This window comes from Falsiroseomonas stagni DSM 19981, from assembly GCF_900114315.1.
GTDB lineage: Bacteria > Pseudomonadota > Alphaproteobacteria > Acetobacterales > Acetobacteraceae > Falsiroseomonas > Falsiroseomonas stagni.
The window spans coordinates 1-25,930 of record NZ_FOSQ01000018.1; the positions used below are offsets into that span (position 1 = coordinate 1).

Below are 25,930 nucleotides of genomic sequence, written 5' to 3' on the forward strand. Positions count from 1 at the left end.
GCTGAAGATGGGCACCATGGTGTTCAAGACGCCCAACGCCACGCTGGACCGGCTGCCGATCGGGCCGACGCCGGTCTGCATCGCCTTCAAGCACCTGACCGGCTTCGCCCATATGAACGTCATCTGGCCGAGCGAGCCCGGGAAGGTCTGGTGCATGGAGCCCTACTGGCCCTTCCCCGGCGTCAACGGCAAGCGGACCGGGCGCTTCGTGGAGCGGGAGATCAACGACCACTTCAACTACGGGGACAATGTGATCCTGGCCTGGGCCAATCCCTTCGAGGGGGAGAGTTCGACGCCGCCGGGGTGAGGGCTTCCCGGCCGCCAGCATGTGCGCCGCCAGGGCATTGGCGTGGCCTGGTGCCCGCAGGGGCGGGACGCGCAGTTCGGGACATTGTCAGGTCTCCCTGCCCGCTCGCGCCCGCGCTGACCGACTGTCTGCAAAGTGGCTGACGTGTGGTCAGGCGACGCGGCGGAGCATGCCGCGGTCGCGTCCCCGGCAGAGGGACGGGACGCCTACCCGCCCTCCAGCGCCTTGCGCACGCCGTCCAGCACTGCCTCATGCGTCGCCAGGATCCGTCGCAGCGTGGGTTTTCCCTTGTCGCTCGCCTCGGCGATGCCTTCGTGCATTTCCTCGATGCCGGTCGTCAGTTGTTCGGCCAGGCCGGAGAGGCGGTCCTGCAGTTGCTCGGCGTCGTCCTTGAGTTCGGCGGTCCAGATGGCCAGGACGCGCGCCAGCTCGTTGGCGGCGCGGGTGGGCGGGACGCCTGCTTGCAGGAGCTTGATGAGGGGCGCCAGGTCGGCGGCAGGGGAGCGGGGCATGGGTCGGACCCTAGGCAGGCGGGCAGCCGATGGCCAGGCGAAAGCCAAAATCCCGCGGTCCAGGGTCCCGCCGGACCCTGGCCGGGGGTGCAGGGGGGCGGTGCCCCCCTGCTGAGCCGGTTGGTGCAGGGGGGCGGCGCCCCAACTGGCCCAGTTGATTCGGGCGGGCGGCACAAGCCTGCTGGTCCAGTTGCCGCGGGGCGATGGCGCCCCCTGCTGGCCGGTTCAGCCCCGCCCGAACCCTTCCGGCCGCACGCGGTGGCGCTTGCGCGCGCGGTGCCGGGCCAGGGCCTCGACGATCGCGGGCAGCGCCAGAAGCGGCACCGTCGCCAGGGCCAGCAGCCCGAAGGCCGCGCCCCAGATACGCCCGCCCAGCACGAAGGCGAGCCCGGCCAGCGTCCAGGTCACGGCATTGGCGCCGAGGCCGATGGCGAAAAGCCAGCGCAGGCGGGCCAGGCGGGCGGCCGCGGCCGCGGGGTCGCCTTCCGTCCAGGCGGTGCCGCGCGGGGTGACGTCGTAGAGGCGGTCCTGGTCGACCCTGAAGGGTGGTCCGCTCAGCGGCGGACCACCACGAAGCGCACGGGCACGCCCTGGCGACGCAGGCGGCGGATGCGCCACCACAGGGACGCGGCGCCGATGGCGCCGGCCACGATCAGCACGGGCAGCACCAGGCCGACGAAGAGGATCGCGAGGGAGGCCAGCAGAAGGCCGCCGGCGGCGAGGGCCACCAGCAGCGCCACGCCGCCCACCTTGCCGAGGATGCGGTCCAGCGCGGTCGCCGGGCGGATGCCGGGCGGCGGCGCGCCAGGGGACGCGCCAGGGGACGCCCCCGGGTTCGCGCCGGGCGTGTCGCGGAACTGGCCGTCCGGCGTCATGTCGAGGACAGGCGGGGTGCGATGCTGGTCCATGCCGAGGATGTTGCCTGCCTGTGTGCGGGGTTCAAGGGTGGGGTTGTTACGGAAGGTCACGCGGGTCCTGGCCATCGGGGCCGAAGAGCACCGGCAGCACGTGGTCGGCGGTGGTGCCGATATGCTCGCGCAGGGCGGCCATGGCGGTGGCCTCGTCCCGAGCCAGGGCCAGGGTGGCCAGGTTCTCATGCACGGGGGTGGCGCGGTTCCAGTCCACCAGCACGGTCTTCATCACGCGGCGATAGCGCGTCATCTGCACATAGAGTTCATCGCAGAAGCCGGTGAGGGACCGCAGCGGGCAGGCGGCGACCAGGGCGCGGTGGAAGCGGTGGTGCTTCGCCTCGTAGCTGTCCTGCCAGGCGGGGTTGGCGGGGTCGCGGCGCTCGATCTCCCGCTTCAGCAGGGACAGGCTGGCGACGATCCCGTCCTCCCACGCCGCATCGCCGGCCTGCATCGCCAGGCGAAGCGCCTCGGGTTCCAGCATCTGCCGGGTGCGGGTGATGTCGAGGAGATGGGCGCGGGTGACAGGGGGGACGGAGAAACCCTTCTGGCCTTCCCCGTTCACGAAGCCTTCCGCCACCAGGCGGGAGAGCGCCTCCCGCAGCGGGGTGGTGCCGATGCCGTAGCGCTCCACCAGGTCCCGCAGGCGGAGCTTCGCGGCCGGGGCGAGGTCACCCGCCACGATGTCCTGGCGCAGGCGATGGGCGACGGCCTCGGCCGCCGTGGCGGCGTGGTCGCCGTCAGTCATCGATTTTCGCCGAAATATATATTTCTACTTGCATGATCGATGATTCCTCGCATGATCGACATAACACGGAGGAAGCGATCATTTCCATGCCCCATGGCCTGCCAGCGCTCGACGAGACCCACGACCCCGCCCGGCGGAGCTGGGTGGCTTCCGCGAATGCGCCGGGGACGGATTTCCCGATCCAGAACCTGCCGCTCGGCGTGTTCAGCCGGGCGGGGGGAGAGAAGCGGGGCGGCATCGCGATCGGCGACCAGGTGCTGGATCTGGCGGCGGGGCTGGCGGCCGGGCTGTTCGAGGGCGCGGCGCGGGAAGCCGCGGGGGCCGCTTCGGGGCCGGTGCTGAATCCGCTGCTGGCGCTGGGGCGCGGCGCGTCGCGGGCGCTACGGCGGCGGGTCTCCGCCATCCTGGCGGCGGGCAGCGCGGACCAGGCGAAGGCCGCGGAGTGCCTGGTGCCGATGGACCAGGTGGCGCTGCACCTGCCGGTGACGGTCGGGAACTTCACGGATTTCATGGCGTCCCGCTTCCACACCGCGCGGATGGGGGCGAAGCGGGACCCCGCGAACCCGCTGCCGCCGGCCTTCCTGCACCTGCCCATCGCCTACCATTCCCGCGCGACGACGGTGCGCGTGGGGGGAGAGGCCGTGGCGCGGCCGCATGGGCAGGCGCTGGGGCCGGATGGCACGCCGCGCTTCGGGCCGTGCCAGGCGCTGGATTTCGAACTGGAATTCGGCGCGGTGATCGGGCGCGCGAACCGGATGGGGGAGCCGATCCCGGTGGCGCGAGCAGGGGAGGCGATCTTCGGCTACTGCCTGCTGAACGACTGGTCGGCGCGCGACGTGCAGCGGTTCGAGATGATGCCGCTGGGCCCCTTCCTGTCGAAGAGCCTGTCCACCAGCGTCTCCCCCTGGATCGTCACGGCGGAAGCCCTGGCCCCCTTCGCCGCGCCGGCCTTCGCGCGGTTCGAGTCCGACCCGGAGCCCCTGCCCTATCTGATGGCGGCGGGCGACCAGGCGGCGGGGGGGCTGGATGTGGCGCTCGACTGCTGGATGACGACGCCGCGGATGCGGGCGGAGGGGGCAGCACCGGCGCGGATCGTGGCGACCAGCCTGCGCCACCTGCACTGGACCTTCGCGCAGATGGTGGCGCACCACACCAGCAATGGCTGCGACCTGCGGACCGGCGATGTGCTGGGCAGCGGCACCGTATCCGGCCCCGAGCCCGAGGGGCGCGCCTGCCTGGCGGAGGTGGTGATGGAGGAAGGCGGGTTGACCCTGCCGAACGGGGAACGCCGGAGCTTCCTGGAGGATGGCGACGAGGTCTGGTTCACGGGCCGGGCGGAACGCGCGGGATATGTGCCGATCGGCTTCGGCGAATGCCGGGCGAGGATCGATCCGGCGAAATCCTGGCCGATGGGTTGACGCGGGGCGACCCCCACCCCGACCCTCCCCCGCAAGCGCGGGGGAGGGAGAGCAGCCGCCCCCAGTTCCAGCGGAGGAAACACACAAGACAATGGCACGACGAATCCTGGACATCTCGTCCGCGCTGAAGGCCGGCATCGCGAGCGACCCGCCGCACATGCTGCCGAAGATCGACTATGTCGATCACAAGATGAGCGGCCCCGCCATGGCGGAATACATGGGCGTGCCGCTCGATGCCCTGCCGGAAGGCGAATACGCGGCGGTGGAGCGGGTGCAGATCAGCACCCATAACGGCACGCATCTCGACGCGCCCTACCACTTCTTCTCCCGCATGAACGAACGGACGGTGCCGGGGGGAGAGCCCTCCATGCGCATCGACGAGGTGCCGCTGGACTGGTGCTTCCAGCCCGGCGTGAAGCTGGATTTTCGCGGGTTCGAGGATGGCTACATCGTACAGCCCGCCGATGTGGAGGCGGAGCTGAAGCGGATCGGGCATGAGTTGAAGCCGCTCGAGATCGTCGTGGTGAACACGCGGGCGGGCGAACGCTACGGGCAGGACGACTACATCGACAGCGGCTGCGGCATGGGCAAGGCGGCGACGCTGTGGCTGCTGGAACGCGGCGTGCGGGTGACGGGCACCGATGGCTGGTCCTGGGACGCGCCCTTCAGCCACACGAAAAGGCGGGTGCAGGAAACCGGCGACGCATCGCTGATCTGGGAAGGCCACCGCGCGGGGCGGGAGATCGGCTACTGCCACATGGAGAAGCTGAACGGGCTGGAGAAGCTGCCCGCCACCGGCTTCATGATCGCCTGCTTCCCCGTGAAGGTGCATCGGGGTTCCGCGGGCTGGACCCGCGCTGTCGCGATCTTCGAGGAGTGAGAGCCATGCGCAGGATTCTTCTGGCGGCAGCGGCCGCGCTGATCGGCTTCGTCCCCGCCGTGCGGGCGGAATTCCCGGAACGGCCGGTGACGATGATCATGCCCTACGCCCCCGGCGCGGCGGATGCGCTGATGCGCGCGGTGGGCGAGCATTTCCAGCGCGCCACGGGCCAGCCCCTGGTGCTGCAGACGCGCGATGGGGCATCGGGGGTGGTGGGCATGCGCGTCGTCGCGGGGGCGGCGGCGGATGGCTACACGCTGGGGCACACGCCCGTCACCGCCATCGCCGTGCAGCCCCATCTGCTGCGCAATGCCGGCATCGGGCCCGCGAGCTTCGAGGGCGTCTGCGGGACGAATGAGAATGTCATCACCGTCGCCGTGCGCGCGGACAGCCCGATGCGGGATCTGCCCGGCCTGGTGGCGGAAGCGCGGCGCCGGCCGCTGTCCTTCGGCAGCCCGGGGCCGAATTCGCTGCCGCAGCTCGCGATCTGGAAGGTGCAGCAGGCCACGGGGATCGAGCTGAACCACATCCCCTACCGAGGCGAGCCGCCGCATATCAACGACACGCTGGCCGGGCGGCTCGACTTTTCCGCCGCCATCGTGAGTTCGGCGGCGGAGCTGGTGATGGCGGGACGGATGCGGCTGCTGGCCGTGTTCTCCGCCAACCGGCACCCGGATTTCCCGGATGTGCCGACGGCGCGGGAACAGGGGATCGACGCGCAGTTGTTCTCCCAGGTCGGCATCTATGCGCCGCGAGGCACCCCGGCGCCGGTGCTGGACCGGCTGGAGAGTGCCTGCCAGGCCGCGTTGCAGGATGCGACGGTGCTGCGGGTGCTGGCCAACAGCCGGTCCCCCGTGCGCTTCGTGGGGCGCGCGGCGCTGACGGAATGGGTGCGGGGCGAATACGAGAATTACGGCCGCATCCTGCGCGAACTCGGCGTGCAGCCGGAGTAGGCGCGTCAGACCGGCGCGGCATCCACGACGTGGAAGCCGAGCGTCACGTTGTCGTTCCAGGATTCCGCGCGGAGATGCCCCGCCAGGTGCATGGTGCCGCCGCCGAGCAGGGCGGCGGCCAGCGGGCCATCCTTCGCGCGGAAGCACACGGCCTTGAGGCGCGGTCCCCCGCCCTCCCCTTCCAGGAAGGCGCGGATGGTGGCGCCTTCCTTGCCGACGCGGTCGGCGCGGACCACGCGGGCGCGGTTGAGGACGAAGACCGGTTCGTCATTGCCGGCGCCGAAGGGGGCCAGGCGCGCGACCTGGGTCGCGACCTCCATCGTGGCGCCCTGGACGGTCAGGGAGCCTTCCACGGGAAGGTCGGCGGCGCCCGGAAGGTCCGCCGCATGGGCGAGGCGTTCGTCGAGGAAGGCATGGAATTCGCCCTCCTTCGCCGCGTGGAAGGAGAAGCCCGCGGCCATGGCGTGGCCGCCGCCGGTGTGCAGCAGCCCCATCTGGCGCGCGGCGATGATGGCGGCGCCGAGATCGACGCCGGGCAGTGACCGGCCGGAACCCTTCGCCAGGCCGTCCGACAGGCCGGCGACGCAGGCGGGGCGGTTGAACTTCTCCTTCATCCGCCCGGCGACGATGCCGACCACGCCGGGGTGCCAGCCTTCGCCGACCACGAGCAGCACGGGGTGGCCGTGCTCCACCTGGCGGGCGGCTTCCGTCATGGCGGCGGTGAGGACATCGGCCTCCACCTCCTGCCGCCGGCGGTTCACCTGGTCCAGCTTCTCGGCCATGGCGCGGGCCTCGATCGGGTCGTCCTCCAGCAGCAGGCGGAGGCCCATATCGGCCTCGTCGATGCGGCCGGAGGCGTTGATGCGCGGGCCAAGAAGGTAGCCGAGGGTGTGGGCGCTGGGGCTGTCCTTCGCCAGGGCCACGTCCAGCAGGGCGGAAATGCCGGCGCGGCCGCGGCGGGCCATGACCTTCAGGCCCTGCGTCACCAGCGCGCGGTTCAGCCCCGTCAGCGGCATCACGTCGCAGACGGTGGCCAGCGCCACCAGATCCAGCAGGTCGAGCATCTTCGGCTCGGGCCGGTTCGCGAAATGGCCGCGGCGGCGGAGTTCGCGGAGTGTGGCGACGCCGGCCAGGAAGGCGACGCCGGCGGCGCAGAGATGGCCGAGGCCGCTGGTGCAGTCCGGGCGGTTCGGGTTTACCGCGGCGCGGACGCGCGGCACCGGGCCTTCCGCCTTGTGGTGGTCGAGGATGACGATGTCGGCGCGGTTATGCGCCACGGCGAGCGCGGCTTCGGCGGCGATGCCGCAATCCACCGTCACGATCAGCGTGGCGCCGCGGTCGCAGAGGGAGGAGATGGCGCCCGCATTGGGTCCATAGCCCTCCCGGATCCGGTCGGGGACGTAGTGGGTGACGGCGCAGCCGAGTTCGCGCAGCAGCCGCGTGGTCAGCGCGCCGGAGCACGCCCCGTCCACATCGTAGTCGCCGAAGACGGCGACATGTTCGCCGCGCTGCGCCGCATCCGCCAGCCGCGCCGCCGCCACATCCATGTCCCGCAGGCAGGAGGGATCCGGCAGCAGGGCGCGGAGGGTCGGTTCGAGGAAATCCGCGGCGCCGTCGATGCCGACGCCGCGGGCCGCCAGCAGGCGGCCGACCAGTTCGGGCAGCGCCAGGCGCTGGGCGATGGCGGCGCCGGTCCGCGCATCCCCCTGCCGCCAGATCCAGCGGCGGCCGGTCGCGGAATGCGCGACGCCGAGCGCGACCGCCGGCTCCGCCATGGCCCGCGCCGCCCCCTCGATGACCGCCCCGGGCATCACCCCTGGAACGCGGCGGGCTTCAGCGCGAAGTTGTGGTGCCCTTCCACGTAGCGGACGGTGCCGGACTTGCTGCGCATCACGATGGAATGGGTGATGGCGCCGCCGGGGACGGTGCGGACGCCGCGCAGCATCGGGCCGGTGGTGACGCCGGTGGCGGCGAACATCACGTCGCCCTTCGCCATGTCTTCCAGCCCGTAGACGCGGTTGGGGTCGATGATGCCCATCTCCCGCGCGCGGGCCACCTGCTCGTCATTCTCGAACAGCAGCTTGCCCTGCATCTGGCCGCCGATGCAGCGCAGCGCGGCCGCCGCAAGCACGCCTTCCGGCGCGCCGCCGCTGCCCATGTAGATGTCGACACCCGTATCGGCCTGGGACACGGCGACGACGCCGGAGACGTCGCCATCCGGGATCATCATGATGCGGGCGCCGGCGGCGCGGGCGCGCTTGACGATGTCCTTGTGCCGGTCGCGGTCGAGCAGGCAGACCACCAGGTCGGTGATCTCGCACTTCTTGGCGCGGGCGAGGTTCTTCAGGTTCTCCTCCACCGAGGCGTCGATATGCACGACGCCATCGGGCAGGCCCGGGCCGACCGCGATCTTTTCCATGTAGACGTCGGGCGCGTGCAGGAAGCCGCCGCGCTGCGCCAGCGCCACGCAGGCCATGGCGTTGGGGCCGCCCTTGGCGGTGATCGTCGTGCCTTCCAGCGGATCGACGGCGATGTCCACTTCCGGCCCGCCACCGGCCTTGGCGTAGAGGCCGACCTTCTCGCCGATGTAGAGCATCGGCGCCTCGTCCATCTCCCCTTCCCCGATCACGACGGTGCCGGAGATGGCAACGGTGTCGAAGGCGCGGCGCATGGCTTCCACCGCCGCGCCATCGGCCGCGTTCTTGTCGCCGCGCCCCATCCAGCGGGAGGCGGCGAGGCCCGCGGCCTCCGTCACCCGGACGAGTTCCAGGGCGAGGTTGCGGTCCACATGAACCTGGCGGTCGAGTTCAGCCACGGGCAGTTCCTCCGGATCGGGCGTGCAGGGTAACGCGCCAGGGGGCGGCGCGGGACCCGTCAATTCGCTGGTGGCTTGTTGCCCCGAACCGGGGCGGACGTGAAGAGGAGGTTTGCGCTACCGGGTAGAGACGACCGCCCCGCAGGCCGCCGGCAGGTTGCGCGGGGGCGCGCGGCGGGCGGCGAACAGCGTGCAGCCCGGGCCGATGACATGGCCGAACAGCGTCCCGTCCTCGTCCAGCTCCGCATCCAGGTCCACCGTGACGTAGTTGGGGGGATGCAGCAGCCAGCGCCCCGCCGTGATGGTGGCGGCATCGCCATCGGGCGTCGCGGCAACCTCGTAGCAGCCCTCCGCCGCCTGCGGGTTGCTGGCGAGGGGGAAGAAATGGAAGACGCCGGACAGGCGCCCATCCCCCTGGGGGCGCAGCCGCAGGTTCATGCCCGTGGTGCCCTGGGTGCAGACATAGGTGCCGGACCAGTCGCCGGCGAAGCGACTGTCCCGAGCGCCGGAGGCGCCGGGGTCTTCAGCCCGCGCCGGCATGGCCAGCGCGAGCAGCAGGAGAAGGGCGGCCGAGGCCCTCACAGCGCCTCGATTCGGATCATGGCGGGCTTCTCCACCACGGCTTCCAGCGCCTCGATCCGCGCGATGGCGGCGCGCATCTGGCTTTCCTCGCAATCATGCGTCGTGACGACGACCGGCACGGCCTCCCCGGGCGCGCGGCCGCGCTGGAGCATGGATTCGAGGCTGATGGCATTGTCGCGCAGCGCCGCGGTGACATCGGCGATGACGCCGGGGCGGTCCACCACCATCAGGCGCAGGTAGTAGGCGCCGACGCGCTGGGACATGGGCAGGGAGGGCGCGTGCGACAGCGCGGCGGAGGCAACGCCCCAGACCGGCGTGGTGCGCCCGCGCGCGATGTCGATGAGGTCGGCCACGACGGCGGAGGCGGTGGGGCCGGCCCCGGCGCCACGGCCTTCCAGCACCACGCGGCCGACGAAATCGCCTTCCGCCACCACCGCGTTGAAGACGCCATCGACCCGGGCGATGGGGTGGCTGACCGGCACCATGCAGGGGTGCATCCGCGTCTCGATCCCCGCCTCCGTCCGGCGCGCGATGCCGAGCAGCTTGATGCGGTAGCCCAGCTCCTCCGCCAGCTTGATGTCGAGTGCGCTGATGCTGCGGATGCCTTCCACATGCACGCCGGCGAAATCGACGGGGCGGCCGAAGGCCAGCGCCGCCAGGATCGCCAGCTTGTGGGCGGCGTCGATGCCATCGACATCGAAGCTGGGATCGGCTTCCGCGTAGCCGAGCTTCTGCGCCTCGCTCAGCGCCTGGGCGAATTCGATCCCCCGCTCCCGCATCTGGGTCAGGATGTAGTTGCAGGTGCCGTTCAGGATGCCCATCACGCGGGTCAGGTCGTTGGCGGCCAGGCCCTCCCGCACCGCCTTGATGGCGGGGATGCCGCCGGCGACGGCCGCCTCAAAACACAGCGCGACGCCCTTGGCTTCCGCCGTCGCGGCAAGTTCGGCGCCATGGATCGCCAGCAGCGCCTTGTTGGCGGTGACGACGGGCTTGCCGGCGGCCAGCGCCGCGCGGACCAGGTCGGCGGCCGGGCCTTCCGTGCCGCCGATCGTCTCCACCACCACATCCACGCCGGGATCGTTGGCCAGCGCCGCGGCATCGTCATACCAGCGCAGCCCGGCGATGGAGACGCCGCGGTCCCGCATCCGATCGCGGGCGGAGACGGCGGTGACGGCGATGGGGCGGCCGGCGCGGGCGGCGACCGTCGCGGCATTGTCCCGCAGCAGGGTGAGGACGCCGGCACCGACGGTGCCGAGGCCGGCGACGCCGACGGAAAGGGGCTTGGTCATGGGATCTATTCCAGGAAGGCGGGGCGGGCTTGGCATTCGTCCCGCGGAGCCCCCCTCACCCGGCCCCCACAGAGGGTTTCCGGGCGAGAGGGTTCGGATGGTTCAGGCGGCGTCGACGTCGATGCCATCCACGGGGCCGGCATTGTCGGCGGCGAGGAAGGTCTTGATGCCGCGCAGCGCCTGGCGGATGCGGTGGTTGTTTTCCACCAGCGCGATGCGGACATGGTCGTCGCCGTGTTCGCCGAAGCCGAGGCCCGGGGCGACGGCGACCTTCGCCTTCTCCAGCAGCAGCTTGGAGAAGCCGACGGAGCCGAGGTGCTTGAAGCGGTCGGGGATCGGCGCCCAGAGGAACATGGAGCCATCGGGGCTCGGCACGTTCCAGCCGGCGGCGTGCAGGCCCTTGACCAGCACGTCCCGGCGTTCGCGGTAGAGCTCCCGCATATCCGCCACGCAATCCTGCGGGCCGTTCAGCGCAGCGACGGCGGCGACCTGGATGGGCGTGAAGGCGCCGTAGTCCAGATACGACTTCACCCGCGTCAGCGCCGAGATCAGGCGCTGGTTGCCGGCGGCGAAGCCCATGCGCCAGCCCGGCATGTTGTAGGTCTTGGACATGGAGGTGAATTCCACCGTCACCTCCTTCGCGCCGGGGATCTCCAGCACGGAGGGGGGCGGGTTCGCCTCGTCGAAATAGAGCTCCGCATAGGCGAGGTCGGAGAGGATGAAGAGTTCATGCTTCCGCGCCAGCGCCACCAGGTCCTTGTAGAATTCCCGGCTGGCGAGCAGGGCGGTGGGGTTTGAGGGGAAGTTGACGATGACGGCCGTCGGCTTCGGCACGGAATGCCGCACCGCGCGGTCGATCGCCGCCAGCATGTTGTCATCGGGCGTGTAGGGGATCGATCGCGCGGAGGCGCCGGCGATGATGAAGCCGAACTGGTGGATGGGGTAGGATGGGTTGGGCACCAGGATGGTGTCGCCCGGGCTGCTGATGGCCTGGGCCAGGTTCGCCAGGCCCTCCTTGGAGCCGAGCGTGGCGACGACTTCCGTCTCCGGATCGAGCTTCACGCCGAAGCGGCGGGCGTAGTAGCCGGCGAGTGCGCGGCGGAGGCCCGGGATGCCCTTCGACATGGAATAGCGATGGGTGCGCGGGTCCTGCACCGCCTCGATCAGCTTGGCGACGATGTGGGGCGGCGTCGGCGTATCCGGGTTGCCCATGCCGAGATCGACGATGTCCTCCGCATGGGCGCGGGCCTTGGCCTTGGCCGCATTCACCTCGGCGAAGACGTAGGGCGGCAGGCGCCGGATGCGGTGGAACTCCTCGGTCATTCTCGTCGTCCGCTTGGTAAGGGAGGGGGCGATATACAGCAGGCCGTCACGGGGTGCGAGGCGCCAGCAGGTCCTGCGTGGGCGCGGGCGGCAGGCCGAGCATGTCGGGCAGGGCCGCGGCGGGCGGCGTGCCACGGGGCGGGATGTTTTCGCCGGGCGCGGCGGTGCCGGCGGCACCCGGGACAGCCGCCGGCGCGGCGGCGCCCCGGGCGGCCGCTGCGGCGGTGGGGCGGGGCGCGTCGAAACGGATGGCGGGTGCCGCGGCCAGGCGCGGCGGCGGCGGGGGGCCGGCGCCGTCGGGCAGCGCCGGCGGCAGGCCCGGCGGGGTGGCCGGGCGCGCGGCGGGCTCGGTGCGGGCGAATTCGCGGTCGCTCGCCAGGGCGGCCGTCAGCGCCGCGCGCGTCGCGGCATCCGGCGGCACGGGCCGCGCCGGCACGGTGGCCAGGTTCGGATAGGGCGCGTTCATGCCCGGCGGCGGCTGGCGTTCATCCAGGTAGGCGCCGCTGATGTTGCGCCACCAGTAGCTCGGCTGGATGTCGCGCGGGACCTCCGCGCAGGCGGCGGCCAGCAGCGGCAGCAGCAGCGCGGCCCCGCGGAGCGCGGGGGCCGTCAGAGCGGGGCGATCGACGCGCGGGTGCATGGCTTCCCATCCTTCGCGACCCGAGGGTGCGGCCAGAGGGTTACCCCGAACCAACCTGGCGCGAAAGCGTCACCGTGGCCGCCTCAAGCCCCGGATGGCGGGATGACGGGCGGCGGCGCATAATCAGGGCAGCACGAGGCGCCGGGACCATCCCGGCAAAGAGGGGGCGCATGGCTCAGGGCGGGGCGCAGAATGACGGCGCGGATCGGGGTGTCGACAAGGGCGCCTTCAGGCTGCCGGACCCGGCCCTGGTATCGCGTACCATGGCGGATGTGGCGGAACGCGGGCAGCGGATCGTCACGGATTTCCTGAAGCGCCAGGCGGAAGGCACGCAGACGGGGCCGGACCCCGCGCATATCGGCTCCGCCTTCCTCGACATGACGACGCGGCTGATGACCAATCCGGCGCGGCTGATGCAGGCGCAGATCGGCTTCTGGCAGGACTACCTGACCCTCTGGCAGAACACCGCCCGGCGCATGATGGGCGACCCGGTCGCGCCGGTGATCGAGGAGCCGAAGGGCGACCGCCGCTTCAAGGACGAGGCGTGGCGGGAGAACGAGGTCTTCGACTTCATCCGCCAATCCTACCTGCTCAGCGCCCGCTTCTTCACCAATGTGGTGCAGGGCGCGGAAGGGCTGGACCACAAGACCGCGCAGAAGGTCGATTTCTACACGCGGCAATTCGTCGATGCGATGAGCCCGTCCAACTTCCTGATGACGAACCCGGAAGTGCTGCGCCGCACGGCGGAAACGGGCGGCGAGAACCTGCTGAAGGGCCTGTCCAACCTGCTGTCCGACCTGGAGCGCGGCAAGGGCAACCTCCGCATCCGGATGACGGACGACACCAAGTTCAAGGTGGGGGAGAACATCGCCGTCACGCCCGGCAAGGTCATCTACCGCAACGACCTGATGGAGCTGATCCAGTACGCGCCCACGACGGAGACGGTGCTGAAGCGGCCGCTGCTGATCCTGCCGCCCTGGATCAACAAGTTCTACATCCTCGACCTCCGCCCGAAGAACAGTTTCATCCGATGGGCGACGGAGCAGGGGCACACGGTCTTCGTGGCGTCCTGGGTCAATCCCGACGAGCATCTGAGCGAGAAGGGGTTCGAGGACTACATGCGGGAAGGCCCCTACGCCGCGCTCGATGCGATCGAGCAGGCGACGGGGGAGAAAGCCGTCAATGCCATCGGCTACTGCCTGGGCGGCACGCTGCTGGCCTGCACCCTGGCGCATATGGCCGCGCGCAAGGACACGCGGATCAAGAGCGCGACCTACTTCGTCACCATGACGGATTTCGAGGAGGCGGGCGAACTCGGCGTCTTCATCGACGAGGAACAGCTCCAGGGCCTCGAGGAGAAGATGCAGAAGAAGGGGTTCCTGGAGGGGCGGGAGATGGCGACCACCTTCAACATGCTCCGCGCCAATGACCTGATCTGGTCCTTCGTCGTGAACAACTACCTGATGGGGCAGGAGCCGTTCCCCTTCGACCTGCTCTACTGGAACGACGACAGCACCCGCATGCCGGCGAAGATGCACAGCTTCTACCTGCGGCGGATGTACCAGCAGAACGATCTGGTGAAGCCGGGGGGGATCGAGTTGGACGGCGTGGCGCTCGATCTCCGGAAGATCAAGGTGCCGACCTACATGATCTCGACGCGGGAGGACCACATCGCGCCGTGGAAATCCACCTATCGCGGCACGCAGATCTATGGCGGCAAGGTGCGCTTCGTCCTCGCGGCCTCCGGCCACATCGCCGGCGTGGTGAACCCGCCTGATTCGGGAAAGTACAGCCACTGGGTGAATGAGAGCCTGCCCGCGGACCCGGATGAATGGTTCAAGGGCGCGACGGAGCTGTCGGGTTCCTGGTGGCCGGACTGGCAGCGCTGGGTAACGGCGCAGGACCGCACCATGGTGCCGGCGCGCGTGCCGGGGGATGGGGCGCTGCGGCCGCTGGGGGAGGCGCCGGGCACCTATGTCACGGTGATGGCCAAGGATTGATCGCCCGCGGGCCGGCATGCCGCGCCCCCGCCGCCGTTCCGGGCAGGCGGCCCTGCCTGCCGGCTTGCCGTGATGCGCGGCGCCGGGACCGGGAAGCCCGGCGGGCGCGGCGGGGCGCATAGGGTCGACGAAACTCGCCGCATGGTAGCATTTATCTCATTGACGCCAGAGTTACCGCTACCAAAGCGCGATTCGATCGTCTAACAACTACCAGGGCGCGAGCAATTTTTTGGCAATTGCGCTGTTACTCAATCTTTACTTTCCGGTATTGTGACAGCCGCGCGGTCAACAGGATCGCGGACCGAGCCACCTCAAGGCAGCGAAAGACAGTTTGCCCGGGGCTCCGAGTGGGTCTGATTCCATGAGTGACGAGGTGCGTGCGACGTTGGCCCGGGCCCTGGAGGCGGCGCTTCGGGACGCGTTGCGCGACCAGCCTGACCCGATGGCCTATCTCGACAGCATCCGCGAGGATGTGCTGCCGACCCTGCTCGGCGGGCAGCGCCCGGATGGCACGCTGCTGCGGGACCCCGCCAACGCCGCGGTGGTGGCGAGCATCTTCTGCGAGGTGGTGATGCGGCTGCGCCAGGAGTGGCGGCGTTAGCCGATCGGCTAACGCGGGCCGATCGGCTAGATGTCGTTGAATCTAGAGCAAGAAATGCGTTCAGATGATTCCATCTGAACGCATATTTCTCTAGCGCGGCCCGATCGACATCCCGCGGCCCGGCAGCGGGTCCAGCCAGCCGCTATCGGGGTCCAGCGCACCGGACAGGCCCCAGACATTGCTGCGGGCCAGGCGGCTGGCCTCGTCACGGGCGAGGGCGGTGGCGATCCGGGACTGCGACAGCGGGCCGGGCCGGGTCAGGAACGCCAGCGTCCCCTCCCCGCCCGGTTCGAAGATCGCGGGGTCCAGCGCGCGGATCGCCGCGGCACGGTCGCCCCGGACCAGGGCCACATGGGCAGCGGACAGCGCCCGGGCCACGGCATCCGGCGATGCCCCGGCGCGGATGCCGAGCGCGGCGCGGAGTTCCGTGCGGGCGGCCCGCATCTCGAACCCCACGCTGGGCGACAGGGGGGCCCAGCGCGCATCGCGGGCGAATTCGGCGCCGATCACCTCCACCCGCGCGGCCGCGCGGGCCATGCGGGCGGGGTCATTGGCCAGGGACCGGCCGGCATCCTCGAAATCCGTGGCGGCCTGGTTGACCAGGTCGAGCACCGGATCGGCGCTGCCGGCGGCCAGCACGGCGGGGATGCGGGCGACGGGGGCGGGCGTGCGCATCTCCGCGCAGGCGGGCAGGCCCGCGGCGATGGCCAGCAACAACAGGGCATTCCGGCCGCGGCGCACTGGGCTTATCCCCTTCCCGACTGCCCCGGTGTAGCCGATGGGCGAGGCGTCGCGGAAGGGCGCTACTCGTTCAAGCCCTCATCGCGGCCAAGGCGGATGAGTTCGGCGTAGGCCATGGCGGTGGCGGCGTTGGCGTCCCCGGATTGGGGCAGGTGGTCGAGCCGGGCGAGCAGCGCGCCGGGTTGTCCTGCTGCGACGGGTGCCAGGGCGGCGGCGCCCGCCTGGGGGTTGCCGGCATCGATCGCGGCCGCGGCCCCGATCATCGCGCGGGCCACGGCATCGGCGGGCAGGGCGAGCGGGATGCCGATGCTGCCGCGCACCTCGTCCCGCCCCTGGCGCAGCATGGCCGCGGCCATGGGGGAAGCGGCGGTCCAATAGGGATCGGCCGGCAATTCGGCCGCCAGCCATTCCAGCCGCGCCACGGCGCGCGCGGCCTCCGCCGGCTGGCCGTCCAGGCGGCGCGTATCGGCGAAGGCATAGGCGGCGCTGGTGACGGCGGCGCGCATCGGATCGCCCGCACCCGTCATCGGCGGCAGCGGCACGGTCTCCCGGCTTGCGATCGGGCGCGGCGCCGCGCAGGCGGCCAGCGACAGCGCCAGCGCGGCACCCAGGATCAGCCGGGTGCGGTCAGAAAATCGGGCGGCCATGGCGCTCTCCCCGGTCACGCCGGACCAGCGCGGCGCGGGCGCGCGTGGTTCCGGCGATCGCCTGCGGCAGGATAGGCAGGGCGGCCAGGCGCGACAGCGCGGCACCGTCCGGCGCCAGCGGCAGCAGCGACGCCGCCGCCGCAGCGGAGTCGCGGACGCGGATCGCGGCGGCCGCGCCGTAGAGGGCATCGACCGCCGCCTGGGCGCTGGCATCGGGGCGGAAGCCGAAGGCGCTGCGGGCCTCCGCCCGGCCCTGCCGGAGCATCGGCACCACCAGCGGATCCATGTCCCGCCAGGCGCCGCCATCCAGCGCGACGGCAAGGAATTCGAGCTGCGCGAGCGCCGTCGCCACCGCCGCCGGATCGCCGGCGAGGCTCGCCGGGCTGGCGAAGGCGGAGGAAGCGGCGAGGATGGCGCCGCGCGTCGGATCGCCCGCGCCCTCGACGGCGGCGGTGGCGGGCAGTTGCACCGCCTCCGGCGGCGGCATCGGCGCGCAGGCGGCGAGGAGCGGGAGAAGCATCAGGGATCGGCGGCGCATCGGAGCCTCCTTGGCTGACCGGCGCCGTTGATCTTGGACCTGGCCGGCGCGGCGGCAAGCGCCGCGCCTTCGGTGTCAGCCCTTCGTCAGGCTGGCCCGGTGGCGCTTGGCCAGCGCCACATAGGCCGGCGCGGTGCGGTCGAAGCGGGCGCGTTCCTCCGCATCCATCACGCGGACCAGCTTGGCGGGGCTGCCCATCCAGAGCTCGTTCGGGCCGATCCGCTTGCCCGGCGGCAGCATGCCGCCGGCGCCGAGCATGCCGCCTTCCTCGATCACCGCGCGGTCCAGCACGGTGGCGCCCATGCCGACGAAGGCGCGGTTGTGCAGCGTGCAGGCGTGGATGATGCAGGCATGGCCGATGGTGACGTCATCGCCGATGATCAGCGGCTCCGCCCCCGCATTCAGGTGCAGGATGCTGCCATCCTGGATGTTGGTGCGGGCGCCGATGCGCATGATGTTGGTGTCGCCGCGCAGGACGCAGTGATACCAGACGCTGCTCTCCTCCCCGATCTCCACATCGCCGATGACCACCGCCGTGGGCGCGACCCAGGCGGTGGGGTGGAGTTTCGGCTGCTTGTCCTCGAAGGGGAGGAGCGCGCCAGGGACTTGGGCTTCGGACATGATCGTTTCCTATTCGGCGGCCTGGGCCAGCGGCAGGGCGCCCGCGACGTCGACGCCCAGCATCAGGCCGATATTCTGCACGGCGGCGCCGGACGCCCCCTTGCCGAGATTGTCGAGCTTCGCCACCAGCACGGCCTGGCCGCGATCGGCATTGCCGAAGACGCGCAGTTCCAGCCAGTTGGTGCCGTTCACGTCTTCCGGCGCCAGCCGCGCCTTGCCGTCCGCGGCCTCCACCCGCACCCAGCCGGACCCGGCATAGGCGCTCCGGAGGCAGGCTTCGAGGTCGGCGGGCTTCGGGCTGCCATTCAGCAGGTCGAGGTGCAGCGGCACGCTGACCAGCATCCCCTGGGCGAAATCGCCGACCGAGGGGACGAAGAGCGGGCGCCGCGCCAGGCCGCTGTAGCGCTGCATCTCCGCCACATGCTTGTGCTCCAGCGTCAGGCCATAGAGGAAGAAGGGGGCCGCGGTGCGGGCGGGCTCGAACTCCGCGATCATCGCCTTGCCGCCGCCGGTATAGCCGGAGACGGCGTTGACGGTGACGGGATAGTCCTTCGGCAGGATGCCGGCATCGACCAGCGGGCGCAGCAGCGCGATGCCGCCGGTGGGGTAGCAGCCGGGGTTGGACACGCGGGCGGCCGCGGCGATGGCGGCGGCATGGCCGGGCAGTTCGGCGAAGCCGTAGACCCAGTCGGGATCGACGCGATGCGCGGTGGAGGCATCGATCAGCTTCGGCGCCTGCGCGCCGAGGCCGGCGGCCATGGCGGCGCTGTCCTTCGCGGCGGCATCGGGCAGGCAGAGGACGACGAGGTCCACTTCCGCCATCAGCGCGCGCTTGGCGTCCGGGTTCTTCCGGTCGGCGTCGGCGATGCTGCGCAGCGCGATGCCGGGGAAGCGTTCCAGGCGTTCGCGGATCTGCAGGCCGGTGGTGCCGGCCTCGCCATCGATGAAGACGCTGGGAATGGGTCCCTTGGGCATGGTGCTGATCCTGTCACGCGACGGGGATGGGGATGGAAACAGGCGGAAAAAGCAAGAGGGGCAGGCCCTTGCGGACCTGCCCCCCTGATGAACCAGCCATGAGGCCGGGCGTGGCGCCCGGTCCGCCGGGCGTCAGCGCTTGGAGAACTGGAAGGAACGTCGGGCCTTGGCCTTGCCGTACTTCTTGCGTTCGACCACGCGCGAGTCGCGCGTCAGGAAGCCCGCCTTCTTCAGGATGCTCCGCAGGCCCGGCTCGTAATAGGTCAGGGCGCGGGAGATGCCGTGGCGCAGCGCGCCGGCCTGGCCGGACAGGCCGCCGCCGACGACGGTCGCGAAGACGTCGAACTGCTGGTACCGGTCGGCCACCAGGAAGGGCTGGCTGATCAGCATCCGCAGCACGGGGCGCGCGAAGTACTTGGAGGAGGGCTTGCCGTTGATCTGGATCGTGCCCTTGCCGGGCTTCACCCAGACGCGCGCGATGGCGTTCTTGCGGCGGCCCGTGGCGTAGGAACGGCCCAGCGCGTCGCGCTTCGGCTCGACCGGCGCGGCGGTGCCGACGGCGGCGGGGCCACCGGCCGCGTTCACCAGGTCCTTGAGTTCGGCCAGCGAGCCGCCGGTGCGGGGAGAATCACTCATCTCAGGCAACCTTCTTCGCCGGGCCACCGGCCAGGTTCTTGCGGTTCAGGGCACCGACATCGAGGGCGGTCGGGGTGTTGCCGGCATGGGGATGCTCCGGCCCCGCATAGACATGCAGGTTGCGCATCTGGGCGCGGCCGAGCGGGCCGCGCGTGATCATGCGCTCAACCGCCTTTTCCAGCACCCGTTCCGGGTGCGGGCTGGCCAGGCGTTCCGCGACCGTGCGGCCCTTGATGCCGCCGGCGTAGCCGGTGTGCCAGTAGAAGACGGACTGCTCGGCCTTCTGGCCGGTCACCTTGATCTTCTTGGCGTTGATGACGACCACATGGTCACCGCAATCGACATGCGGCGTGAAGGTCGGCTTGTGCTTGCCGCGGAGGCGGTTGGCGATGAGAGCCGCGACGCGGCCGAGCACGAGGCCCTCCGCATCGATCAGGACCCAGCCCTTGGAGACCTCCGCAGGCTTGATCGAGGTTGTCTGGCGCGTGAGCATGGATGTGTTCGGTGATCCGGTGTGAACTGGGCGCGGCTTATCGGGGGTGGGGGCCGGAAAGTCAAGCCGGAAGGCCGGTTTGCGCGTGGCGGTATCCCGTTACCGCCAAACTCCGCAAGCCCCGTCAAGCCGGGCCGTGGCAGGGTGAAGCCCCGACCGGAAGGAGGCCTCCATGCTCAGCCACGTCACCCTTTGCACCAACGACCTGCCTGCCGCCCTGGCCCTCTACGACCGGCTGCTGGCCCCACTGGCGATCACGCGGCACGAGACCAGCCTGGACCCCGGCATGGCCGGCTATGCCCTGGCGGCGGAGGGCACGCCCCAGTTCTGGCTGATGCGGCCCATCGATGGACGCCCCGCGACGGTCGGCAATGGCGTGACCGTGGTGTTCGAGGCCGCGGACCGCGCCACGGTGGATGCCGTCCATGCCGCCGGGATTGCCGCGGGCGGGCGGGACGAGGGTAGCCCCGGGCTGCGGCCGCATTATCATGCCGACTTGTAGCCCGGGCTTCCCGCCAGGGCGGGCGCCCTCGCTTGGTCTCGGCGGCGCCTGGCACTCCCCGGTGCTCGCCAAGACTACCAGTCTTGGCTGCGCGCCGTTGAATGCCAGGCACCACCGATCCCGGCGCGATCATCGCCCGCCCTGGCGGGAAGTCCGGGCCGGGGCGTATCTGCGCGACCCCGACGGCAACAAGATTGGCTGCGCCTGCCACCGGCCCGGATAGGGGCGCGGCGGCCCGCGGCGAACGGGGGATGACGGGTATGAGCGAGAAGAAGGCATTCGGGCTGGGGCGCAATGCCTCCAACTACGGCGATCCGGCCTTCGCCCTCTATCTCCGCCGGTCCTTCGCCAAGTCGATGGGCTATTCCCAGGCGATGCTGGACAAGCCCGTGGTCGGCATCGCGGACACGGCCAGCGACTACAACAACTGCCACCGGACCATCCCGGAGCTGATCGAGGCGGTGAAGCGCGGCGTGCTGGCGGCCGGGGGGCTGCCTCTCTCCTTCCCGACGATCAGCATCTGCGAACCCTCGCTCAGCCCCTGTTCCATGCACTACCGGAACCTCATGGCGCTCGACACCGAAGCCATGCTGGCGAACCAGCCCATGGATGCCGCGGTGCTGGTGGGGGGCTGCGACAAGACCGTGCCGGCACAGTTGATGGCGGCGATCAGCGCCGGCACGCCCTCCGTCATGCTCGTCGTCGGCCCGATGCTGGCCCAGGCGTTTGAGGGCGAGCGGCTGTCCGCCTGCACCGACTGCCGCCGCTACTGGGCCCGCTACCGCGCGGGCGAGGTGACGGACGAGAAGATCAACCTGCTGGAAGGTAAGCTCGCCACCACCGCCGGCACCTGCGGCGTGATGGGCACGGCGAGCACCATGGCCTGCCTGGCGGCGGTGCTGGGCTTCATGCCGCTGGATGCCGCTTCCGCCCCCGCCGTCCATGCCGACCGGCTGCGGATCGCGGAGGAGGCGGGCGCGCAGGCGGTGCGGCTGATCCGCAACCCCGTGGCGCCGCTGTCGCTGATGACGCAGGGGAACCTCGACAACGCGGCGCGGGTGCTGCTGGCGCTGGGCGGGTCCACCAATGCGATCGTGCACCTGGCCGCCATCGCGGGGCGGGCGGGGCTGAACCTCGACCTCAAGCGGCTGGATGCGCTGAGCGAGACGACGCCGGTGCTGGTGGACCTCAAGCCCACCGGCGATGGCTACATGGAGGATTTCCACGCCGCCGGCGGGATGCAGGCGCTGCTGTGGGAGCTGCGGGACCTGCTGGACCTGACGACGAAGGACCTGGATGGCGTGTCGCTGGCCGACCGGATCGGGGATGGCAGCCACTTCGTGGACCGGCGGATCATCCGGGAACGGGGCAAGCCCGTGTCGCCGGTGGGGGGCCTGATCGCGCTGTTCGGATCGCTGGCGCCGGATGGCGCGATCCTCAAGCGCAGCGCGGCGACGCCGTCGCTGTTCGAGACGGAGGCGCGCTGCCTGGTGTTCGACGGGCTGGCCGATCTCTCCGCGCGGATCGACGACCCGGACCTCGACGTGACGGCGCAGGACATCCTGGTGCTGAAGAATGTGGGCCCGCGCAGCCCGGCGGGGATGCCGGAGGCCGGCTACCTGCCCATCCCGAAGAAGCTGGCGCGGGCCGGCGTGAAGGACATGGTGCGGATGAGCGATTGCCGCATGTCCGGCACCGCCTTCGGCACCATCGTGCTGCACATCTCGCCCGAGGCCGCCGTGGGCGGGCCGCTGGCGCTGGTGGAGACGGGCGACCGCATCAGGCTGTCCGTGAAGGACCGCAGGCTGGAGTTGCTGGTGGATGAGGCCACGATGGCGGCCAGGCGCGCCGCCTGGCAGCCGGCGCCGGCGCCGAAGCGCGGCTGGGACCGCCTGGTGCATGAACAGGTGACGCAGGCGCCGGAGGGGGCCGATCTGCGGTTCCTGCAGGCCGCGCCTTGATCGCGGTCATCGGCGCCTCCGGCCGCAGCGGCGCGGCCTTGTGCCGCGCGCTGAAGGCCGCCGGGCGCCCCTTCATCCCGGTGGTGCGCAATGCCGCGCATTGGATCGCCACGGGGATCTCGGCGGAGGCGGTGTTTGCCGATCTGGAGGATGCGCGGGCGCTGCGCGTGGCACTGGCCGGTGCCACGGTGGTGGTGAACACCGCCCATGCGCGCCACGCCCCGGCCGTGCTGGCGGCGGCGCCGGAGGGGGCGCGCTTCGTGTTCCTCGGCTCCACGCGGCGATTCTCGCAATGGGCCGATGCGCATGGGGATGGGGTCCGGGCGGGGGAAGCGGCCTTCGTCGCCTCCGGCCGGGCCGGCGTGATGCTGCACCCCACCATGATCTATGGCGCGACGGGGGAGGATAATGTCCAGCGGCTGGCGGCGCTTTTGCGTCGCCTGCCGGTGGCGCCGCTGCCGGGCGGCGGGCGGGCCCTGGTGCAGCCGATCCACCAGGAGGACCTGTCCCGCTGCATCCTGGCGGCGATCAACATCGAATGGACAAGGCCGGAGGTGATGGTGGTCGCGGGGCCGGAGCCCCTGCCCTATCGCGATTTTCTCGCCGCCGTCGCGCGGGCTTCGGGGCTGAAGCCGCCGCCTGTCATCGACCTGCCCGTGGCGCTGCTGGAGGCGGTGGCGCCGCTGACGCGCTGGGTGCCGCGGGTGCCGACAATCGGCGCGGAGGAGGTGCGGCGCCTGGTGGAGGACAAGGCCTTCCCGGTGGCGGAGATGCGGGATCGCCTCGGCGTGGTCGGGCGGCCGCTGGCGGAGGGGCTGGCGGCCACCTTCCGCCAAGGTTGACCGGTGTGGGGGGCAGGCCCATCAAAGGGCCAGCTTTCGTGAAGGGCCGCCCCAATGCCGATCGTCAACCGGATCGCCGAATTCCACCCCGAGATGACCGAATGGCGCCGGGATTTTCATCAGTTCCCCGAACTCGGCTTCGAGGAAGTCCGCACCAGCGGCATCGTGGCCGCCAAGCTGCGGGAGTTCGGGGTGGATGAGGTCATCACCGGCATCGCCAAGACCGGCGTGGTCGGCGTCATCCGCGGCAATGGTTCCTCCAACCGCGCCATCGGTTTCCGCGCCGACATGGACGCGCTGCCGATCGAGGAAGCGACCGGCAAGCCCTGGGCCTCCCAGAAGCCCGGCCTGATGCACGCCTGCGGCCATGACGGCCACACGACCATGCTGCTGGGCGCGGCGAAGTACCTCGCGGAAACCCGCAACTTCGACGGCACCGTCTACCTGATCTTCCAGCCGGCCGAGGAGAACCTGGCCGGTGGCGAGGTGATGGTGAAGGAAGGGCTGTTCGACCGCTTCCCGATGGACCGCGTCTTCGGCATGCACAACTGGCCGGGCGCGCCGGAAGGCGTCTTCCTGCACGCGCCGGGGCCCGTCATGGCAGCCGTCGCGAACCTGGAAGCCACGATCACCGGCCGCGGCGCGCATGGCGCCATGCCGCATAACGGCATCGACCCGATCCTGATCGCGTCCCACGTCGTCACCGCGCTGCAATCCGTGGTGGCGCGCAACGTGAACCCGCTGGAATCCGGCGTCATCACCATCGCCCATATCGAGGGCGGCTTCACCTTCAACGTCATCCCGGAAAGCGTGAAGATGCGCGGCACGGCGCGCTGGTTCCTGCCGGAAGTCGGCGATCTGCTGGAGGCGAAGTTCAAGGACATCGTCACCGGCGTGGCCGCCGCCTTCGGCGCCAAGGCCGAATGCAGCTTCACCCGCGCCTATCCCGCCACGGTGAACGAGCCCGAGAGCACCGAGATCGCGGCGCGCGTCGCGGCGATGGTGGTGGGCGAAGCACGCTCCCGCAAACTGCCGCAGCCGACGATGGGGGGCGAGGATTTCAGCTTCATGCTGAACGAACGGCCCGGCGCCTACCTGTTCCTCGGCGGCGGGAAGGGCGAGGGGGACGCGATGGTCCACCACCCGAAATACGACTTCAACGACGACATCCTGCCGATCGGGGCGAGCTGGTTCGCAACGCTGGCGGAGCAGGTGATGCCGCGCGGCTGAGGCGGGCGTCCTCGGGGATGGCTCCGCCCTCCCCGAACCCCACCCGCCAGGGGCGAGACGCCCCTGGACCGTCTTCAGTGTAGTCGCGGCAAGGGAGGGGGCTTTGGCCCCCTCCCTTGCCGCGACTGTCATTTGATGGCGGGGTCCGGGGGCCGCCACGGCCCCCGGCGGGGTGGGTACGGGAGGGGCGGCCCCCCTCCCGGGACGCGTCGCCTCAGCTGCCGACCTTCAGCGTGCTCGTCAGTCCGCGCAGGCAGGCCAGGATCGACAACGGCGTGATCTTGCCGGTGCGGGGGTTCTCCTCGCTCGGCACGTTCTCGATCGTCATGGTCAGGCGCGCGCTGGCGGCTTCGACGCGGATGGTGTGGGTGTTGCGCGTCACATGCGGATCGGCCCAGATCTCGATGGTCGTGCGCTGCGGGCCGATGCCGGCCAGCGCCAGCGCGGCGGCGACGTTGACGTTCGCGGGAAAACCCTGGGCGGCGTCGAAGGCGTTGCCCTTGAAGATCAGCTTCTTCTCGTCCTTCACGGCCAGCACATCGATGCCGTGCTGTTCGAGGTAGGGCGCGCCGACCAGGCCGCGGGGGGGCTTGCGCGTCTCGATGGTGACGGAGGAGACCTCCCCTTCCGCCGCGGCGCGCACGGCATCGAGGCCGAGCAGCGCGCCGGTGGGCACGATGATGCGGGCGCCGGTTTCGCGGGCGCGCTCCACCAGCTGCATGCGCGGCAGCAGGGCGCCGACGCTGCTGGGGACGAAGATGCGCCCGGCCTCGATGGCGGCGGTCGCGACTTCCTCGAACACCGAGGCGGGGGCTGCTTCGACGACGATGTCGGCGGCGGCGAGTTCGGCGAGGGAGACGATGGGCGGCTGGGTCTTGAAGCCGGCCAGATTGGCGCGCGCCTTGGCGTGGTCCCGGGCGGAGACGGCGTGGAGCTTCAGGCCCTCCACCCCCGCATCCAGCGCGCGGGCGAGATGCAGGCCGATGGCGCCGAGGCCGGCGATTCCGACGGTGAGTTCACGAGCCATGGCGGGTCCTCCTGGTGATGGGCGCCCGCTAGCACGGACCGATCAGCGCCGGAACCAGCGCAGGACATCCAGCAGCGTGACGAGCGCCGCGGCGACGTAGGTGAAGGCGGCGGCGCGCAGCACGCGGCGGGCCTCCGGCATGTCCTCCGCCCGCAGGTAACCGCCTTGTTCCAGCACCGGCAGCGCCTTGCCGAAGCTGGCGTCGAGTTCGACCGGCAGCGTCACCGCATGGATCGCGACGCGCAGCGACAGCAGCGCGACGATGGCCGCGAGCTGGAGGGCGATGAAGGCCGGCGAGTGGATGACGATCGCCAGCAGCGGGATGGTCGCCATGACGATCTGGGCGATGCGGAAGACCGGTGCCACCACCTGCACCAGCGCCTGGCGGCGGCGGAAGCCGGGCTCGCCCCGGTCATGCTGCACGGCATGCGCGACCTCATGCGTCGCCACCGCCACGGCGGCGATGGAGCGGCCGGCGTAGTGGGGCGGCGTGAGGCGCACGATTCGCGCCTCCGGGTCGTAATGGTCGCCGTCGGGGGTTTCCTCGACGCGGACGGATCGCAGCCCGGCCTCGTCCAGCAGATGCCGGGCGAGGTCGGCGCCGGTGCCGGGCAGGTCCGGCCGATCCGCCTGGGCGCGGGACAGCACGTGGCGGATCCAGAGCTGCGGGCCGAAGATGAGGGCGAGCAGCAGAACGCCGCCCAGGATGACGAGGATCACCATCCCGGGCGGGTGCCTGGT

The 25,930-nt window shown here is 71.1% G+C and carries 29 protein-coding genes; 10 read left to right on the forward strand and 19 right to left on the reverse strand.

The genetic code is table 11. From position 1 onward, the window contains the following. Positions 1-307: hypothetical protein (locus BM041_RS30830; RefSeq protein ID WP_175534194.1), on the forward strand; the 307-nt coding region annotated here is incomplete at its 5' end. Positions 308-513: 206 nt separating this feature from the next. Here BM041_RS30830 and BM041_RS26925 read toward each other — a convergent pair. From BM041_RS26925 to BM041_RS26940, 4 genes are all read right to left on the reverse strand, one after another. Beyond that, complete coding sequence (locus BM041_RS26925; protein WP_092963017.1) at positions 514-819, reverse strand: hypothetical protein; 306 nt, start codon at positions 817-819, stop codon at positions 514-516. Positions 820-1,044: 225 nt separating this feature from the next. Further along, complete coding sequence (locus BM041_RS30835; protein WP_092963018.1) at positions 1,045-1,437, reverse strand: hypothetical protein; 393 nt, start codon at positions 1,435-1,437, stop codon at positions 1,045-1,047. Then, complete coding sequence (locus tag BM041_RS26935) at positions 1,374-1,727, reverse strand: hypothetical protein (protein WP_092963019.1); 354 nt, start codon at positions 1,725-1,727, stop codon at positions 1,374-1,376. The genes BM041_RS30835 and BM041_RS26935 overlap by 64 nt, the downstream gene beginning before the upstream one ends. A 46-nt stretch (positions 1,728-1,773) precedes the next feature. Beyond that, on the reverse strand, positions 1,774-2,475 hold the full coding sequence (locus BM041_RS26940; protein ID WP_092963020.1) for a GntR family transcriptional regulator: 702 nt from the start codon (positions 2,473-2,475) through the stop codon (positions 1,774-1,776). A gap of 86 nt (positions 2,476-2,561) precedes the next feature. Between BM041_RS26940 and fahA the strand changes: the two genes are divergently transcribed. The 3 genes from fahA (at position 2,562) to BM041_RS26955 (ending at position 5,726) form a co-directional block, all read left to right on the forward strand. Next, positions 2,562-3,893: a fumarylacetoacetase gene (gene fahA, locus BM041_RS26945; protein ID WP_092963080.1), complete on the forward strand. Its 1,332-nt coding sequence runs from the start codon at positions 2,562-2,564 to the stop codon at positions 3,891-3,893. Positions 3,894-3,984: 91 nt separating this feature from the next. Then, positions 3,985-4,773 (forward strand): cyclase family protein, encoded by a 789-nt coding sequence (locus BM041_RS26950; RefSeq protein WP_092963021.1) that lies wholly within the window; start codon positions 3,985-3,987, stop codon positions 4,771-4,773. Positions 4,774-4,778: 5 nt separating this feature from the next. Then, a complete protein-coding gene (locus BM041_RS26955; RefSeq protein ID WP_092963022.1) occupies positions 4,779-5,726 on the forward strand; it encodes a Bug family tripartite tricarboxylate transporter substrate binding protein in 948 nt (315 codons plus the stop codon). A gap of 5 nt (positions 5,727-5,731) precedes the next feature. Here BM041_RS26955 and recJ read toward each other — a convergent pair whose 3' ends face one another. From recJ to BM041_RS26985, 6 genes are all read right to left on the reverse strand, one after another. Continuing rightward, positions 5,732-7,537 carry a single-stranded-DNA-specific exonuclease RecJ gene (recJ, locus tag BM041_RS26960; RefSeq protein WP_245762286.1) on the reverse strand — a complete coding sequence of 602 codons (1,806 nt, stop codon included), beginning with the start codon at positions 7,535-7,537 and terminating at the stop codon, positions 5,732-5,734. Then, complete coding sequence (gene glpX / locus BM041_RS26965) at positions 7,537-8,541, reverse strand: class II fructose-bisphosphatase (RefSeq protein ID WP_092963023.1); 1,005 nt, start codon at positions 8,539-8,541, stop codon at positions 7,537-7,539. The genes recJ and glpX overlap by 1 nt, the downstream gene beginning before the upstream one ends. A gap of 117 nt (positions 8,542-8,658) precedes the next feature. Then, the gene (locus tag BM041_RS26970; RefSeq protein WP_092963024.1) at positions 8,659-9,123 is read right to left on the reverse strand and encodes a hypothetical protein; all 465 of its coding nucleotides are present in this window, start codon (positions 9,121-9,123) and stop codon (positions 8,659-8,661) included. Then, entirely contained in the window at positions 9,120-10,412 is a 1,293-nt protein-coding gene (locus BM041_RS26975) for a homoserine dehydrogenase (protein WP_092963025.1), read from the reverse strand. The genes BM041_RS26970 and BM041_RS26975 overlap by 4 nt, the downstream gene beginning before the upstream one ends. A gap of 102 nt (positions 10,413-10,514) precedes the next feature. After that, positions 10,515-11,735, reverse strand: a complete 1,221-nt coding sequence (locus BM041_RS26980; RefSeq protein ID WP_092963026.1) for an LL-diaminopimelate aminotransferase — start codon at positions 11,733-11,735, stop codon at positions 10,515-10,517. Between the two features lie 46 nt (positions 11,736-11,781). Next, a complete protein-coding gene (locus BM041_RS26985; protein WP_092963027.1) occupies positions 11,782-12,375 on the reverse strand; it encodes a hypothetical protein in 594 nt (197 codons plus the stop codon). A 170-nt stretch (positions 12,376-12,545) separates the two neighbouring features. Here BM041_RS26985 and BM041_RS26990 point away from each other — a divergent pair, with 170 nt between their 5' ends. Next, on the forward strand, positions 12,546-14,375 hold the full coding sequence (locus tag BM041_RS26990; protein ID WP_092963028.1) for a PHA/PHB synthase family protein: 1,830 nt from the start codon (positions 12,546-12,548) through the stop codon (positions 14,373-14,375). Between the two features lie 361 nt (positions 14,376-14,736). Continuing rightward, a complete protein-coding gene (locus BM041_RS30265) occupies positions 14,737-14,976 on the forward strand; it encodes a hypothetical protein (protein ID WP_139226201.1) in 240 nt (79 codons plus the stop codon). A gap of 90 nt (positions 14,977-15,066) precedes the next feature. Here the strand turns inward: BM041_RS30265 and BM041_RS26995 are convergent, their stop codons facing one another. From BM041_RS26995 to rplM, 7 genes are all read right to left on the reverse strand, one after another. Continuing rightward, on the reverse strand, positions 15,067-15,717 hold the full coding sequence (locus BM041_RS26995) for a hypothetical protein (protein WP_092963029.1): 651 nt from the start codon (positions 15,715-15,717) through the stop codon (positions 15,067-15,069). Positions 15,718-15,779: 62 nt separating this feature from the next. Beyond that, complete coding sequence (locus BM041_RS27000) at positions 15,780-16,364, reverse strand: hypothetical protein (RefSeq protein WP_092963030.1); 585 nt, start codon at positions 16,362-16,364, stop codon at positions 15,780-15,782. Next, positions 16,345-16,902, reverse strand: a complete 558-nt coding sequence (locus BM041_RS27005) for a hypothetical protein (protein ID WP_092963031.1) — start codon at positions 16,900-16,902, stop codon at positions 16,345-16,347. Before BM041_RS27005 ends, BM041_RS27000 begins: the two co-directional genes overlap by 20 nt. Before the next feature lie 75 nt (positions 16,903-16,977). Further along, positions 16,978-17,523: a gamma carbonic anhydrase family protein gene (locus tag BM041_RS27010; RefSeq protein ID WP_092963032.1), complete on the reverse strand. Its 546-nt coding sequence runs from the start codon at positions 17,521-17,523 to the stop codon at positions 16,978-16,980. A gap of 9 nt (positions 17,524-17,532) precedes the next feature. Continuing rightward, the gene (gene argC / locus BM041_RS27015) at positions 17,533-18,498 is read right to left on the reverse strand and encodes an N-acetyl-gamma-glutamyl-phosphate reductase (protein WP_092963033.1); all 966 of its coding nucleotides are present in this window, start codon (positions 18,496-18,498) and stop codon (positions 17,533-17,535) included. A gap of 132 nt (positions 18,499-18,630) precedes the next feature. Then, positions 18,631-19,134, reverse strand: a complete 504-nt coding sequence (gene rpsI / locus BM041_RS27020; RefSeq protein WP_092963034.1) for a 30S ribosomal protein S9 — start codon at positions 19,132-19,134, stop codon at positions 18,631-18,633. 1 nt (position 19,135) lies between these two features. After that, positions 19,136-19,627 (reverse strand): 50S ribosomal protein L13, encoded by a 492-nt coding sequence (gene rplM, locus BM041_RS27025; protein ID WP_092963035.1) that lies wholly within the window; start codon positions 19,625-19,627, stop codon positions 19,136-19,138. Between the two features lie 172 nt (positions 19,628-19,799). Between rplM and BM041_RS31615 the strand changes: the two genes are divergently transcribed. From BM041_RS31615 to BM041_RS27045, 4 genes are all read left to right on the forward strand, one after another. Then, a complete protein-coding gene (locus BM041_RS31615; RefSeq protein ID WP_092963036.1) occupies positions 19,800-20,129 on the forward strand; it encodes a VOC family protein in 330 nt (109 codons plus the stop codon). A 260-nt stretch (positions 20,130-20,389) separates the two neighbouring features. Beyond that, complete coding sequence (locus BM041_RS27035; RefSeq protein ID WP_092963037.1) at positions 20,390-22,090, forward strand: dihydroxy-acid dehydratase; 1,701 nt, start codon at positions 20,390-20,392, stop codon at positions 22,088-22,090. Then, complete coding sequence (locus BM041_RS27040) at positions 22,087-22,932, forward strand: NAD(P)H-binding protein (protein WP_092963038.1); 846 nt, start codon at positions 22,087-22,089, stop codon at positions 22,930-22,932. The genes BM041_RS27035 and BM041_RS27040 overlap by 4 nt, the downstream gene beginning before the upstream one ends. A gap of 54 nt (positions 22,933-22,986) precedes the next feature. Then, positions 22,987-24,162 (forward strand): M20 aminoacylase family protein, encoded by a 1,176-nt coding sequence (locus tag BM041_RS27045; RefSeq protein WP_092963039.1) that lies wholly within the window; start codon positions 22,987-22,989, stop codon positions 24,160-24,162. 214 nt (positions 24,163-24,376) lie between these two features. On the opposite strand, the gene BM041_RS27050 is transcribed toward BM041_RS27045, so the two are convergent. Together BM041_RS27050 and BM041_RS27055 are read right to left on the reverse strand one after the other, a co-directional pair. Further along, entirely contained in the window at positions 24,377-25,189 is an 813-nt protein-coding gene (locus tag BM041_RS27050; RefSeq protein ID WP_092963040.1) for an aspartate dehydrogenase, read from the reverse strand. A 42-nt stretch (positions 25,190-25,231) separates the two neighbouring features. After that, the gene (locus tag BM041_RS27055) at positions 25,232-25,912 is read right to left on the reverse strand and encodes a zinc metallopeptidase (protein WP_092963041.1); all 681 of its coding nucleotides are present in this window, start codon (positions 25,910-25,912) and stop codon (positions 25,232-25,234) included. Positions 25,913-25,930: the final 18 nt, after the last annotated feature.